General features: G+C 58.2%; 15 protein-coding genes. 11 read left to right on the top strand and 4 right to left on the bottom strand.

Annotation, left to right across the window (positions count from 1 at the left end; genetic code table 11):
* Nucleotides 1-34: 34 nt before the first annotated feature.
* From IPP03_02650 to IPP03_02635, 4 genes are all read right to left on the bottom strand, one after another.
* Complete coding sequence (locus IPP03_02650) at nt 35-2,299, bottom strand: polysaccharide biosynthesis tyrosine autokinase (protein MBL0351632.1); 2,265 nt, start codon at nt 2,297-2,299, stop codon at nt 35-37.
* A gap of 67 nt (nt 2,300-2,366) precedes the next feature.
* Complete coding sequence (locus IPP03_02645) at nt 2,367-3,110, bottom strand: polysaccharide export protein (GenBank protein ID MBL0351631.1); 744 nt, start codon at nt 3,108-3,110, stop codon at nt 2,367-2,369.
* A 26-nt stretch (nt 3,111-3,136) separates the two neighbouring features.
* Nucleotides 3,137-3,958 carry a capsular biosynthesis protein gene (locus IPP03_02640; GenBank protein MBL0351630.1) on the bottom strand — a complete coding sequence of 274 codons (822 nt, stop codon included), beginning with the start codon at nt 3,956-3,958 and terminating at the stop codon, nt 3,137-3,139.
* Nucleotides 3,959-3,960: 2 nt separating this feature from the next.
* On the bottom strand, nt 3,961-5,175 hold the full coding sequence (locus IPP03_02635; protein ID MBL0351629.1) for a nucleotidyltransferase family protein: 1,215 nt from the start codon (nt 5,173-5,175) through the stop codon (nt 3,961-3,963).
* A gap of 204 nt (nt 5,176-5,379) precedes the next feature.
* On the opposite strand from IPP03_02635, the gene IPP03_02630 reads away from it, so the two are divergent.
* From IPP03_02630 to IPP03_02580, 11 genes are all read left to right on the top strand, one after another.
* Nucleotides 5,380-5,679, top strand: coding sequence for a transcriptional regulator (locus tag IPP03_02630; protein ID MBL0351628.1), 300 nt, complete (start codon nt 5,380-5,382; stop codon nt 5,677-5,679).
* Entirely contained in the window at nt 5,676-6,050 is a 375-nt protein-coding gene (locus tag IPP03_02625) for a MarR family transcriptional regulator (protein ID MBL0351627.1), read from the top strand. The genes IPP03_02630 and IPP03_02625 overlap by 4 nt, the downstream gene beginning before the upstream one ends.
* A gap of 43 nt (nt 6,051-6,093) precedes the next feature.
* Nucleotides 6,094-7,122, top strand: a complete 1,029-nt coding sequence (gene tviC / locus IPP03_02620; protein MBL0351626.1) for a Vi polysaccharide biosynthesis UDP-N-acetylglucosaminuronic acid C-4 epimerase TviC — start codon at nt 6,094-6,096, stop codon at nt 7,120-7,122.
* Between the two features lie 17 nt (nt 7,123-7,139).
* Nucleotides 7,140-7,301, top strand: a complete 162-nt coding sequence (locus IPP03_02615; protein ID MBL0351625.1) for a hypothetical protein — start codon at nt 7,140-7,142, stop codon at nt 7,299-7,301.
* A gap of 11 nt (nt 7,302-7,312) precedes the next feature.
* Nucleotides 7,313-8,140, top strand: a complete 828-nt coding sequence (locus IPP03_02610) for a hypothetical protein (GenBank protein ID MBL0351624.1) — start codon at nt 7,313-7,315, stop codon at nt 8,138-8,140.
* Between the two features lie 7 nt (nt 8,141-8,147).
* On the top strand, nt 8,148-8,558 hold the full coding sequence (locus IPP03_02605) for a WxcM-like domain-containing protein (GenBank protein ID MBL0351623.1): 411 nt from the start codon (nt 8,148-8,150) through the stop codon (nt 8,556-8,558).
* Nucleotides 8,555-9,655 (top strand): DegT/DnrJ/EryC1/StrS family aminotransferase, encoded by a 1,101-nt coding sequence (locus IPP03_02600; protein MBL0351622.1) that lies wholly within the window; start codon nt 8,555-8,557, stop codon nt 9,653-9,655. Before IPP03_02605 ends, IPP03_02600 begins: the two co-directional genes overlap by 4 nt.
* Entirely contained in the window at nt 9,652-11,112 is a 1,461-nt protein-coding gene (locus IPP03_02595; protein ID MBL0351621.1) for an O-antigen translocase, read from the top strand. The genes IPP03_02600 and IPP03_02595 overlap by 4 nt, the downstream gene beginning before the upstream one ends.
* On the top strand, nt 11,105-12,358 hold the full coding sequence (locus IPP03_02590; GenBank protein ID MBL0351620.1) for a glycosyltransferase: 1,254 nt from the start codon (nt 11,105-11,107) through the stop codon (nt 12,356-12,358). Before IPP03_02595 ends, IPP03_02590 begins: the two co-directional genes overlap by 8 nt.
* Nucleotides 12,359-12,584: 226 nt before the next feature.
* Nucleotides 12,585-12,863, top strand: coding sequence for a hypothetical protein (locus IPP03_02585; protein ID MBL0351619.1), 279 nt, complete (start codon nt 12,585-12,587; stop codon nt 12,861-12,863).
* Between the two features lie 35 nt (nt 12,864-12,898).
* On the top strand, nt 12,899-14,224 hold the full coding sequence (locus IPP03_02580) for an IS4 family transposase (protein ID MBL0351618.1): 1,326 nt from the start codon (nt 12,899-12,901) through the stop codon (nt 14,222-14,224).
* Nucleotide 14,225: the final 1 nt, after the last annotated feature.

Below are 14,225 nucleotides of genomic sequence, written 5' to 3'. Positions count from 1 at the left end.
ATGCAGTCAGAACCCGAATCCGTGCTGTTACCGCTCATGCCGACAGTTGTTTTTGATCCGGCTCGCCGTACTGATAGTAGTAGCTGTTATAGCCGTAGGAGCGGTGCCCGCTGCTGACCCGATTGAGGATGCCGCCGATGAGCCGGGTGCGCGTACCGCGCAGGCGCTTGACCGAAGTCTGCGCAAACTGGCGGCTGGTCGTACCATAGCCCACGACCAGCACGGTTGCTTCGGCCAGGCTGCCGAGCAGGGGAGCATCGGCCAGGCCAAGTACCGGCGGCCCGTCGATGATTACCTGGTCGAATTTCTCGGTGGCGAGTTTCAGGAGCGCCACCATCTTGACGCTGCTGATCAATTCCGCCGGATTCGGCGGCAGGGGGCCGGAAGACATCAGGAACAGGCGGGGAATTTCGGTCTGGCGCGTGATGTCGACCGGCTGGGCGTTGCCGGCCAGGTAGTTGGTCAGGCCCGAATCGTTGACAATGCCAAGCTTGGTATGCAGGGATGCCTTGCGCAGGTCGCTGTCGATCAGCAACACCGTTTTGCCGGTCTGTGCGATATGCATCGCCAGGCTGAGGGCGCAGGTGCTCTTGCCTTCGCCGACCGTGGTGCTGGTCAGCAGCAGCACCTTGGGCATCCCTTCAGGCGTCGCGAACTGCAGGGCCGTGCGCAACGAACGGTATGCCTCGGCAAACGCCGAACGCTGGTCGGCATTTTCGGCCAGCGCCAGTTCTGCGTTGTCGGCGCGCTTGGTCGCCGGGATGATGCCAAGTACCGGCAGGCCGAGAAATTTTTCCATGTCATCCGGCAGTTTGATCGTATCGTCCAGGTGTTCCAGCAGCAGGGCGAGAGCAATGCCACCGGCGAGGCCGATGAAGAGGGCGATCATCAGGTTGAACGTCAGTCGCGGTTTGAACGGAAAGCCGGGCACCTTTGCCATGTCGACCACGGTAACGTTGTTGGTGCCGACTCCGCCGGCGACGCCGATTTCCTTGTAGCGCTGCAGCAGGCTGTCGTAAAGCTGGCGGTTGGTATCCACCTCGCGCTTCAGCAGGTTGTACTGGAAGTTGCTGTCCTGGCCGCCCAGAACGGTCTGCTTGCTTTCCTTCAGCTTTGCCGCCAGCAGGTTTTCCTGGGCGAGCGCGGCGTCGTAGTTTGCCTTGAGCGCGCCGATGGTCGCCTTGATCTCCTGGTTGATCTTGGCCTGCAACTCGTCGATCTGGCTTTCGATCTGCTGCATCTTCGGGTAACCGGGCTTGTAGGTCTTCAAGCCTTCCTGATAGTCGCCCTCCAGCTTCGACTTGCGCGTCTTGTATTCCTGGACCAGCGCATTGTCCACCACCGCCGCAGCGCTTGCCGCATCGCCGCCGCGCGCCTGCTGGTAGAGCGTCTCGGCCCGGATGCGCTCGCTTTGGGCCTTGGCCAGCGCCGAGGTGAACTCGCCGAGCACCTGCGTCTCCGGGCTTTGCTGCTTTTCATCCGGCTTGACGATGCCCTCCCGGCGCGTGAAGGCATTGAGTTGCTTTTCGGAATCCTCAAGCTTGACCTTGATCTGCTGCAGACGCTCCTCGAGGAACGTCCGCGCATAGGAAGTCGCTTCCATACGCCGTTCCAGGTTCAGGTTGATGAACGCCACCGCGATCGTGTTTGCGATGCGCGCCGCCAGTTGCGGGTCCGGGCTGTCGAAATTGATCCTGACCAAGCGTGAATTACGCACCGGCACGACCGACAGTTCCCCGGGTAATCCGGACATCAGGCCGTTGCCCGCTTCAGGCTCGGGATTTTCCGTCTTCCTGGCGTTGTCCCCCAGGAGAGTATCCAGCCAGCCCGGGCTCTTCTGTTCCGGTTGCGGCGCGGCGACGAGGTTCAACTGTTCGATCACGCGCTGGGCCAGAGTGTCGCTTTTCAGCAATTCGTATTGCGTCTGCAAAAACTCGGGGCTCTCGAAAACGAATTGCTCGTTGGCAAGTGCTCCCGGCAAGGCCATTGCCTTCGTGTCCTGTTGTTCGATCTGCAGCGTCAGGGTGGCACGATAGATCCGGGTCGTGATGAATGTAGCCGTCATGACGGCGATCACCGTGATCGCAAAAAAGGTCAGCACCGCCCATTTGCGCTTGACGATGATGTCCCAGTATTCGCGCAGCTTGATCGACTCTTCTTCCGCTCCGATATGCAGCGGTTCGTGATAAAGAGCCGTGTTCGGCAGATAATTCGGCCGCTCAATGAGCGCGCCACCGGGGTGGGCTTCGGCGTCGGCAGGATCCGGCTTGCGGGAAGGGTCGTTTGAGGGAGTTGTCACAGTGCGGACCGATGAAAATCAGAAAGCACGATCGCGTGACTTTGCCATGCGCGCCGCTGATCAGGGATCAATGAACCAGGGGGATGGTGCCGAACCCCACAAAACCGCGGACACCGTTGATGAAATCCCTGAAAAAAGCCGCGGAAGCGGAGCGCCCGACGATCACCGTGTCATTGCCCTTGATCAACGGGTCTTCCGCCTTGCCCTCATGAATCGCAATCAGATCATAGGTCAAGACCTCGCGCTTGCCGTCGGGAAGCTGGCGGAATATCCGGATATTGGTCGGGTCGGCCACGGGATCGATTCCGGAAGCCATGGCGATGACCTGCATCAGTGTCGTCTTGCCGGTAAGCGGGTAAACGCCGAGTTTCACAATGCTGCCTTCGACCACGACGCGCTGGCTGGCGAATTCCTTGATGAAAACACTTACCTGTGGATCCTGCAGCAGGTTTTCCGAAAGTTTGGCGGCAAGGGTCGCTTCAAGTTCGTTGGCTGACAGCCCGCCGGCGCGCACGATGCCAAGCAAGGGCAGCGAGATCAATCCCTGGGCATTGACACGCACCGTCCGCGACATCTCGGTCACCTGAAACACCGAAATTTCGATCAGGTCGTGCGGGCCGATCTGGTATTCGTCCAATTCCGTCGAGGCGGGCGCCAACTGGCGCTCCAACAAAGCATTATCGACCGGGGCTGGTGTCGCCGATATCGGCTGCGCCGGACTTTCAGCAAAGGTGGGCCGGGCAGCGATCAGCAACACCAGGCAGGCGAAAGCGCACCAGAACCCTGATTTCCTGATTGACGAATCGTGCATGCCGAGTCTCCTTTTCCCAACGACTGCTAACGGGGCTTGTTCCCGCCAAATAGCCTCGCCAATAAGCCTTGCCGCCTGGCTGAGCCGTCTGCTCGCCATTTGGCGCCGGCATTCGGCAAGGCAGGCATTGCGGACGGGGCCAAATTATCAAGTATACCGATTGGCCGGGTGTTAACCAAATGCCATGCTTCTTCCTTGCCCACCAGGCGCTCCGCGGCAAGCTGGCCTTCGGCGAGCAGCGGAGGGCGACGTCGGGTGCCGTGCGCATCCGTGGCCAAAATATGAACCCGACCTTCGCCGAGCAGGCGCTCGCCCCAGTATTTCGCCTGCGGCCCGAAGCGGCCAGTCAGGCTGCCTGACGTCACCTGCAGCCAGGCGCCCTGATCGACCAGCCCGCATATGGTTGGGTAGTGATCCTTAATCCAGGTCAAACGCTCGGGGTGCGTGATCAGGGGAGTGTAACCGGCAGCAACCAGATTAAATACGAAATCGGCAATACGTGGCAGCGCGACATGATGTGGCGGCTCAAGCAGAAAATACCGCGTCTCCCCCAGGGTTGGTGCCTCGCCGCCGCGCAGCTTCAGCAACAGGTCGGGATCGACATGGATATCGGCGCCGACCACCAGCTTCAGCGCGATTTCCGCCTCATCGAGGGCCTTCTGCAACGCCGCCACCGCCTGCCGGATGCCATCACCGGTGTTCTCATAGACTCCGGGGTAGATATGCGGGGTACAGGCAAGCGTTCGGATGCCATCGGCGAACGCAATGCGCGCCATCTCGAGCGAAGTCTCGAGGTCCGGGGCGCCGTCGTCGATACCGGGCAGTAGGTGGCAGTGGAGGTCAATCATCTTCAGACCAGGCGCGCCGGCGCCTGCCCAAACCGGCGAAAACGCTGCGCGAGATGCCAGATGTTGGTAAACGGGCTCAACGCGAAATACAGCGGAAACAGCGCATCGGGCAGCGGCAGCAGTTCCCAGTCCCGGCGGTGGGTGGCCACCGTCGCCAGCTGATAGGTCCAGCAATCCAGCCCGTCGTTGAAGCTGGCGGCATACAGGTTGCGCTGCACGATGCCGGCAGGCGAATTCAGCCAGCCTTCGGCATGCGTTATGGCCTTGACGATCAGGCCAAAATGACGATCGAGGCCGCCCCGATGCTCAAGCCAGGGGCGAACGGTTGCCGGCACAACCCAGCCGCAGAGCTTCTCGGCGACCAGCAAGCCGAGGAGCAGCGCATGCTCGCAGCGGTAAGACCTGGCTTTTTTCCGCAGTGCCGGCCAATCCCATTCCCGGCTTTCCAGAACATTGGGCAGATCAAAAACCCACTTCAGGCAAAACCACGCATGCTTGCCGCCATGCACGCACAGGTGCAGCAACATCTCCTCGTCATCGAGACAGGCAATCCTGGCATCCGCAATTGTCACCTTCGCCAGCGGCGCCGCGGACTCGAGGCCGGCCAGCGTGTACGGCACCTGATCCAGTCGCCAGTGAAGTTCGATAATCACACCAGAGCCGGGTGCCTGGAACTCGACCTGGTTCTGCTGAAACATGAAATAGCGCCGTTGCCGCGACGTCAGGGCATCGATCGGATTGGGTGCGGCGTAGCCAGCATTCAGCAACAGCCGGTTGACCTCGTCAAAGCTTGCCTGCGGGACCAGCAGATCGATGTCTCCGGTTCCGCGCAGCCCCGGGGCGGCATAGTAGCGTTGCCCGACGGCCAGGCCCTTGAGCAGGCAATGCGGGAGTCCAGCCCCGGCCAGCAGGCGATGCAACTTGACCGCCGCGTGCGCCGACACCATTTCGCTGATCACGTTCTGCCGATGGCTGCTCAATAGCGCCGCCATCAGCCCGGCATCGAAAGTACCTTGCGGATGCCGGTTCAGGTTGTGCCAGACCAGAGAACCGACAAGATGCCGTTCCGCCAGCGCGAGAAAACGCTCGTTGTCGAGTTCTTTGGCCAAGCGGTGTTGCAGAGACCTGTCCGCCGCGCTGGCGTATACCCGGCAACACGAAAGCAGCAGCGCATATGCCGTGTCCTTGCGCAGGTCTTCCAGATGCAAACTCGTCATGGGTAATCAGTCGTTTGGCGATCTTGGCCAAAGCCATCGGCAAAGCTTCATAATACTACCGGTGCTCACCAAGAGCCCGATCCGTGCCTCTAGCGGTCTTGAACAGGTGCTGCGAACAATACTGCGGTCAACGCCGAAAAAGCCCTTCATGTTTTCTGGAAACGCAGTTCGAATAGGAACCATGCAGGCATGATATAATAAATCATGCCTGACGTAAAAGTCATTGACGAATCCCACAAGATTTCCGACAAGCGCGGAAACGGGAAGCTACACCGCGAAGTGTGGATTGATGAAGAGACAGGGCGGGTCACCCGATACAACCTGGCCTACATCAACCACAACGTCTTCACCGGCGACAACGGGCGCGTAATCGGCTACGACAATGCCCACGACGGCCACCACCGCCATTATCTTGGCGTTGTGGGGCCTGTCGAGTTCGTCAGCTTCGAGGATATTGAAGAACGCTTTGAGCAAGACTGGATCGCCCTAAAGGACAGCATATGACCAAACTCACCATCAAAACCGGAACGGAAGGAGACTTCTTCAAGCGAGGCCGTCAGTTGGCGAGAGCGGCAGACCGGGGCGAGCAACTTCCTGACGAGCGCATTGTCAGCTTCGAAGATCCTGCGGATCTGATGAAGCTAATCACGGCGACTCGCTTGGCGCTGTTCCGCGCAGTCAAAGAGATGCCCGGTTCTATTACCCAGATTTCAGAGCGTCTGCATCGTGATCGCAGTGCGGTAAAGCGGGACGTGGATGAACTGGAACTGGCTGGGCTGGTTACGATTACAGAAAAGGTGCTACCTGGCCACGGGCGCATGAAAGAAGTGCGTGCGACCGCCAACCGGTTCATTCTTCAAGCAGATGTCGCTTGATGCGTTCCCGCTACCGAATCCGACCTGCGCCTGTAGCCCCCCAATGAACACACCCTACGAACGCTTGCGCGGTCAACTGCTAAAAACGCCCAAAAACTGGCTGATCACCGGCGTCGCCGGCTTCATCGGCAGCAACCTGCTCGAAACCCTGCTCAAGCTGGGCCAGCAGGTCGTCGGCCTCGACAACTTCGCGACCGGCCACCAGCACAACCTCGATGAAGTCCAGAGCCTGGTCAGTCCCGCGCAATGGGCTAGCTTCAAGTTCATCGAAGGCGATATCCGCAACCTCGAAACCTGTCGCCAGGCCTGCGCCGGCGTGGACTACGTCTTGCACCAGGCAGCCCTCGGTTCCGTGCCGCGCTCGATCGAAGACCCGATCACCACCAACAGCACCAACATCGACGGCTTCCTCAACATGCTGGTCGCCGCGCGCGATGCCGGCGTCAGCAGCTTAACCTACGCCGCCTCCAGCTCCACCTACGGCGACCACCCCGGCCTGCCCAAGGTCGAAGACACCATCGGCAAGCCGCTGTCGCCCTATGCCGTCACCAAGCTCGTCAATGAACTCTACGCCGACGTCTTTGCCCGCACCTATGGCTTCAAGACCATCGGCCTGCGCTATTTCAACGTGTTCGGCAAACGCCAGGACCCCAACGGCGCCTATGCCGCCGTTATCCCCAAATGGACCGCCGCGCTGCTCAAGGGCGAAATCGTCTTCATCAACGGCGACGGCGAAACCAGCCGCGACTTCTGCTATATCGACAACGCCGTGCAGGCCAACCTGCTGGCCGCCACCACGCAAAGCGACGAAGCGCGCGACCAGGTCTACAATGTCGCCGTCGGCGAACGAACCACGCTCAACGACCTGTTTGCCCTGCTGCGCGACAACCTGGCCGCCCACGGCGTGAGCGCCAGTGCCCAGCCAGAGCACCGCGACTTCCGCGCCGGCGACGTCCGCCACAGCCAGGCGGATATGACCAAGGTGCAGCGCCTGCTGGGCTTCGCGCCTACGCACCGGCTGGCCGAAGGCTTGGCGGAAGCGATGCCTTGGTATGTGCGGCGGAAGGACTAACTAGAGGGAGCATGCAAGTGAGCCAACCGTTCATTCACCCGCTGGCCGATGTCCAGTCCAAGGCAATCGGCGCCGGCACCCGGGTTTGGCAGTTTGTGGTCGTGCTTCGCGGGTGCTGTGGTGACGAAGTCGGTGCCCTATGGGGCAGTGGTGGTCGGCAAACCGGCGCGCATTGTTGAGGGTAATGCTAATGCCCCAGAAACTTTGCCTTGCCGGAAAAAATAGAATTGCAGTCGAAACACTCGATATCCTGCGAAAAACCGGCCTGTTTGAACTTTCTGTTTGCCCTGTGCAATCTGATAGCGGAATTGATACATGGCAGCCATCTCTGAAGAGTTTCGCTTGCAATTTTAATATTCCAATTGTTCAGATTGAAGATATCTACGATGAGAATAGCCTTGTTTTTCTTTCAGTTGAATTCGATAAAATTATAGAGTCAAAAAAATTTAAGAATGCACGGCTATTAAATATTCATTTTTCACTCCTCCCCTCATACAAAGGTTGCTTTACTTCGATATGGCCACTTTATTTTGATGAAAAACAGTCGGGTGTTACATTTCACTTCATCGATGATGGTATTGATACAGGCGACATCATTGATCAATCGGCAATTGACATCACACCTGACATGAATGCTCGCGAGCTATACGAGAAGTATCAAGATGCCGGAAGAGATTTACTGAAAAAATACGCCAATAAACTCTCCATGAAATTCGAATTAAATCGAACCTCCCAACCTGCAACTGGGTCAAGTTATTTCTCCAGAAATAGTCTTTCAAAGATCAGTAATAAAATTAATGTTTGGGCAACTGCTGCGCAGATAAATAATCAAGTAAGAGCGCTTTTCTTTCCAGAATATCAAACTACCATTTTTAATGATATAGAGATTCGTAAATGTGAAATTACAAGTTATCGATCAATTAGAAAACCAGGCTCAATATTGAAGGAGACGAAAATATCGATTGAAATATCGACAATCGACTTTGATATTGTTCTCTATAAACACATGGTGGAGTAATGCTGATATGTCATTAGCTGATTGTCGCCTCATCGAACTTCCAAAAATCCATGATCCTCGCGGCAACCTGACCTTCATCGAAGGCTCCGGTCACATCCCGTTCGACATCCAGCGCGTGTATTACCTTTACGACGTGCCCGGTGGCGCAGAACGAGGAGGGCACGCGCACAAGGCGCTGCATCAACTGATCATCGCCATGTCAGGTAGTTTTGACGTGGTTCTTGATGATGGAAATGACAAGAAGCGCATTCACCTCAACCGTTCCTACAATGGGCTATACGTTTGTCCCATGATCTGGCGGGAACTCGACAATTTTTCATCCGGTTCGGTCTGCATGGTGCTGGCTTCCAATAAATACGCCGAAGACGATTATTTCCGGGACTATGCGGAATTCATGCGGGCGCGCTGGCAAGCATGAACATTCCATTCTTGGATCTTGGTGCTGCTTACCTTGAGCTGAAATCCGAGATCGATGCCGCCGTGGCTCGATCACTGGCTTCCGGTTGCTACATCGCTGGTCCGGAAGTGGAGCAGTTCGAGTCCAAATATGCTCAATACTGCGGCGCCGCCCACGCAGTAGGCGCGGCCAATGGGCTGGACGCGCTGCACCTGGCGCTGCGCGCCATGGATGTCGGGCCGGGCGACGAAGTGATCGTGCCCAGCAACACCTATATCGCCACCTGGCTGGCGGTCAGCCAGTGCGGTGCGACGCCGGTGCCGGTGGAGCCGGATGCGCGCACTTACAACATCGACCCGGCGCTGATCGAAGCCGCCATTACCCCGCGCACCAAAGTCATCCTGCCCGTACATCTCTACGGTCAACCGGCAAATATGGACGAAATTCTCGCCATTGCGCGCAAGCACGGCCTGCGCGTGCTGGAAGACGGGGCGCAGGCGCATGGAGCGCGCTACAAGGGCGAGCGCCTGGGTGCGCACGGCGATGCCGTGGCGTGGAGCTTCTACCCCGGCAAGAATCTCGGCGCCATGGGCGACGGTGGCGCGGTGACCACCGACGATGCGCAGTTGGCCGAGCGCATCCGCGTGCTGCGCAACTACGGCTCGCGCGAAAAGTACGTGAACGAAGTGCAGGGCTATAATAGCCGTCTTGACTCGCTGCAGGCTGCCATCTTGAGCGTCAAGCTGGCGCATCTCGATGAATGGAATGCGCGGCGCAGCGCCGTCGCCGAGTGCTATCGGCAGAACCTGGCTGGTTGCGGCCTGACGCTGCCTTATGTGCCCGGCTGGGCCGAGCCGGTATGGCACCTGTATGTGGTCCAGCATCCGCAGCGCGATGCACTGCAAAAAGCGCTGGCTGTTTCCGGTGTGGGCACGTTGATTCATTACCCGATTCCGCCACACCAGCAGCAGGCCTACGCCGCCAACGGGTTCGCCGGAGACGCCTTTCCGATTGCCTCCAGAATGGCAAACGAAGTGCTGAGTCTGCCGATGGGGCCGCATCTCGGTTTCGAGGATCAGGATCAGGTCATCGCCGCGCTGACCGCCTTCAAACCGTGACATCCCACCGCGAGATCTTCCGTTCGAGCGCCATCATAGGTGGTGCCACGGTGATCAATATCGTCATCGGCATCGTCAAAGTGAAAGTGCTGGCGGTGCTGCTCGGGCCGGCCGGCGTTGGCCTGATGGGCTTGTACCAGAACATCGTCGGGCTGGCCTCGACGCTGGCCGGGTGCGGGCTGGGCAATAGCGGCGTGAGACAGTTGGCTGCATCGGCAGGCGAAGAAGCCACCCTCGCCATCGTGCGCCGCGCGCTCTGGCTGGCCAATCTGGTCCTTGGCCTTGCCGGCATGGCGCTCCTGTGGCTACTGCGCGAACCGGTTGCACAATGGGTGTTCGGCGATGCAACCCATGTCGGCGATGTCGGCTGGCTCGGGCTGGGGGTGCTGCTGACCCTGATCGCCGGTTCACAAACCGCGCTGCTGCAAGGATTGCGCCGCATCGGCGAGCTGGCGCGCATCAACATCATCAGCGCCTTGATTGGCGCCGTCGTCGGCATACTGCTGGTGTATTGGCTCGGCGAGGCCGGCGTGCTCTGGTTTGTGCTGGCGGCCCCGGCCGTCACCATTCCGGTTGCCGCCTGGTACGCTGCCCGCCTGACACGGCCGCAGATGCACTGCGACTGGCAGGCGATCAGCCAGCAATGGCAAGCGATGCTCAAATTTGGCATTCCCCTGATGGTGGCTGGCCTGCTCACTTTGGCGACCCAGCTTGCCGCGCGCTCGATCATCCTGCGCGAACTCGGACTGGATGCGGCCGGTTACTTCCAGGCGGCCTGGGCTGTCTCGATGACCTACATCGGTTTTGTGCTTGGCGCGATGGGCGCCGACTATTTCCCGCGCCTGACGGCCACCATCAACGACCACCCGCAGGCACGAAAGCTGGTCGATGAGCAGGCCGAAATGGCCTTGCTGCTGGCCGGTCCCGTTTTACTCGGCATGATCACGCTTGCCCCCTGGGTCATTCACCTGCTCTATGCCGCCAGCTTTGCGCCGGCGGCTGATGTGCTGCGCTGGCAAGTGCTGGGGGATATTTTTAAGGTGGCCAGTTGGCCGATGGGGTTTATTCTGCTCGCGCAGGGGCGTGGTGGCATTTTCATTGCCACGGACGTTACCTGGAATGTTGCCTACCTGGGTGTGATCGCCGTGGGAATTCAGGAATGGGGGCTGGCCATGGCTGGTGTCGGTTTCTGGATCGCCTACCTGATCTATTACGGGCTGGTGGCGCTGGTGGCATCGAGGCTGATTGGTTACAAGCTGGCACGCCGCAATGCGATGGTTACGCTACTTCTCTTGCTTGCGGGGGGGGGGATCATGTTTGTTGCAGGACAATCGACAGGTGCGGGTTATACAGTTGGGCTGGTGGTGATGCTGGCGGCTAGTTTGTATAGCCTGCGCAGGCTGGACGGGTTGGTGGATTTGCGTGGGTGGTTAAGACGGAGAGTTGCCGGTGACTGATATCAGGCACGCGCAACATTCAGCGCCGCAATTGCTAACAGAAGTATTTATGGTTTACGGCAGTCTGCGGACTGGTGGCATTGAAACTCTGATTGTTCGAGTTGCCAATTTTTTTGTCTCGTCTGGTGCACGTGTTTCAGTCTGTTGCGGCTCAGTTGGAGAACTTGACTCCATGCTTGAAGATCAAGTGAATGTCATCTACTACAGTGAAACTAGCGATTTGATAAGGTCCATAAGTGCGCACTTGGGTGATATACGCATTGGATCTCATGTTTTAATCATGAGCTTCGATGCGATTTCTGCGGCCCGTGGTTTGATGGTCGAAACGGTATTCCCCAAGAACCTGCAGGTGATTCATCTTTCTGGTGTCTTCCACCCAAGAGCATATTTCATGACATCTGAGCGTACGGATCGAGTGTTTTTGAACCATCTGGTCGCAAACGCAGTTGGTAGAGAACAGCTTTATTTCATGAATTTGGAATGCAGAGAGTCGCACTCAAAGAGATGGAATGCCGATTTTTCAACTAGCCCGGTATTGGCATTACCTATCAATATTCTTGAATCAACTTGGCAATCATCCAACAAGGCGAATGTACGAGTTGTCTCGGTAGGGCGACTGGTCGATTTCAAATCCTACAACTTGGGTGCGGCAAGGATTGTCAGTGATTGCTTGAATCGCGGTGTTCAGGTTACCTGGGATATTTATGGAGACGGGCCATTACGCAGTTTGATTGAAGCCGAAATTGAAACTTTGGGTGTCGCCGGTAATGTTCGGCTCATGGGGGTTCTTGAATACAGCAGTTTTCCAGAAATAGTCGTGAACTATGACTTATTTGTTGGGATGGGCACCGCTGCGTTGGAGGCCGCGATGCTCGGCGTTCCTACAATTTGCGTGACAATAGACGAGGCTACGCGCTGCTATGGTTATCTTCACGAGTTACCTCACGGCAATGTCGGCGAATTGCAGGAGTATCCACCTACCTTGGAGTTGGCAGATTTGATTCAGGAATATTCTGAATCTGCGCAAGGGCGGCGGTCTGATTTTTCGCAACAGTGTCATGCTGCTGCAGAAAGGTATGGCATTCCAGTATTCGCCGAGGCGCTAATAAAGATGGCTGTTAATACGCGCGCTTCACCGACTAGGTTAGTAAAGCGTCTGGTTGGTGAACTTTATTGTTTGGCTACTGAAAGTTATGCCGTTAAAGCCATTCGGAGCCATCTATCCAAAAGGGCGCGTTCAGCATGACTGGCTCACAATCCTCTTGACTTAGCGGTCTGTCATCTAATTTTGGCAACTTTGCCATCTGGCCGCGCCAAGATATAATCGAGCATGTAACCAATTGATATAAATAGGCTTTATATGACGGCCTAAATATGCCAATATCGTTTCACGGCTAACGGACTACATTCATGGCGCCAATTTCCTTGCCGCCGCCCGCCGCGAGCCTCGGTTTTTCACCCGAAACCGTGAATTGCCATTCACGAATCTGATCGCTTTCCTGCTCACCGGCATTCGCGGCGCAGTTCAGGCGGAGCTTGATTCCTGCTTTGCCCTGCTTGCCGGAAGAACCCGCCTTTGTCGGGCGATCACGGCCAGTGCCTTCTCAAAGGCGCGCAGCCATCTGGTCGCCAATCTCTTTGAGCCGCTCAATACAGAATTGCTGCGCCTGGTCGATGAGGTCGTTCCGCAGCAGCCGGACTGGCAAGGCTTGCGGCATCCCATTACACACAACTTCAACACCTCTGCGTAACATGCTGACTTTACAAGAAATGCTGGGTGGATGTGATGGGTTGGGCAGCGGAAGAATTCAAGGCGATCGACCTGGGCGACCGGCGTCTGGACAAGCGCACGGTGCTGCTGGCGGAGCGCATGGCCGCCAACCCGCTGGCCAGCATCCCGCAAGCCTGCGGCGGCTGGGCGGAAACCCAGGCGGCATATCGCTTTTTTGCGCAGGACGACATCGAATGGGAAGCCATCCTCGCCTCGCACTGGCGAAGCGCCGAAACGCGCATGCAGGCGCATCCGGTGGTGCTGTGCATCCAAGACACCACGGAACTCGACTTCAATGGTCAGCGCATTGCCGGTCTGGGGCCGCTCTCGTATGAAGCCCAACGCGGGATGTACGTGCATCCCACCTACGCGGTCAGTCCGCAGCGTGAACCCTTGGGTGTTCTGGACGCCTGGATGTGGGCACGCGAACCCAAGGACGCGAGCGGCCAACGAGGTGGCCTGCTGGAAAGCACCCGCTGGACGGAGGGCTACACCCGCATCGCGGAGTTGGCGAGCAGGCTGCCGGACACCCGGCTGGTGTATGTGGCGGATCGGGAGGCGGACATCGTGGCCCTGATGGTGCAAGCCCGCGAGCTGGGGCATCCCGCCGACTGGCTGATTCGTTCCCAGCACAATCGGGCGCTTCCCGAGGGCGGCAAGCTGTGGACTGAGGTCCTGGCCAGCGAAGCGCTCGGCGGCATCCGCTTCACGATGCCTTCGCGGCAAGGACAGAAGGCGCGGGACGTTCGGCAACGAGTCTGGGCAAAGCGGGTGACGGTCTCCGACGGCAAGGGGAGCCGGATCGAGGTGAGTTGTCTGGTGGCGCGAGAAGAAAGTGCCCCCGAGGGCGTGAAGCCGGTGGAATGGCGGCTGCTGACCAATCGGCCGATTAACTCTTTCGAAGCGGCGACCGAACTGATCGACTGGTACCGGGCGCGCTGGGAGATCGAACTGTTCTTCCATGTCCTCAAGAACGGCTGCCGCGTAGAGGCGTTGCAGTTGAGCACCGTGGCGCGGCTGGAACGGGCGCTGGCGCTGTTCATGGTGGTGGCTTGGCGGATTGCCCGACTCATGCGCCTGGGCCGTACCTGCCCAGACCTGGATGCGGCCTTGCTGTTCGAGCAGGACGAATGGCAAGCGGCTTACATCCTGAATCGGAAGAAGGTGCCCAAGACGCCGCCCAGGCTCAATGAAGTGGTGCGCTTGGTGGCGATGCTTGGCGGATTTCTGGCCCGCAAGGGCGATGGCGAGCCAGGGGTGAAGACCCTTTGGCTTGGCCTTCAACGCGTCGTCGATTTCGCCGCCGGGATCAGATTCGCGAGAGAGGCTCATGCGTTATGAC

The organism is Candidatus Dechloromonas phosphoritropha, from assembly GCA_016722705.1.
GTDB lineage: Bacteria > Pseudomonadota > Gammaproteobacteria > Burkholderiales > Rhodocyclaceae > Azonexus > Azonexus phosphoritrophus.
This window is presented reverse-complemented; position numbering and strand designations above follow the sequence as displayed.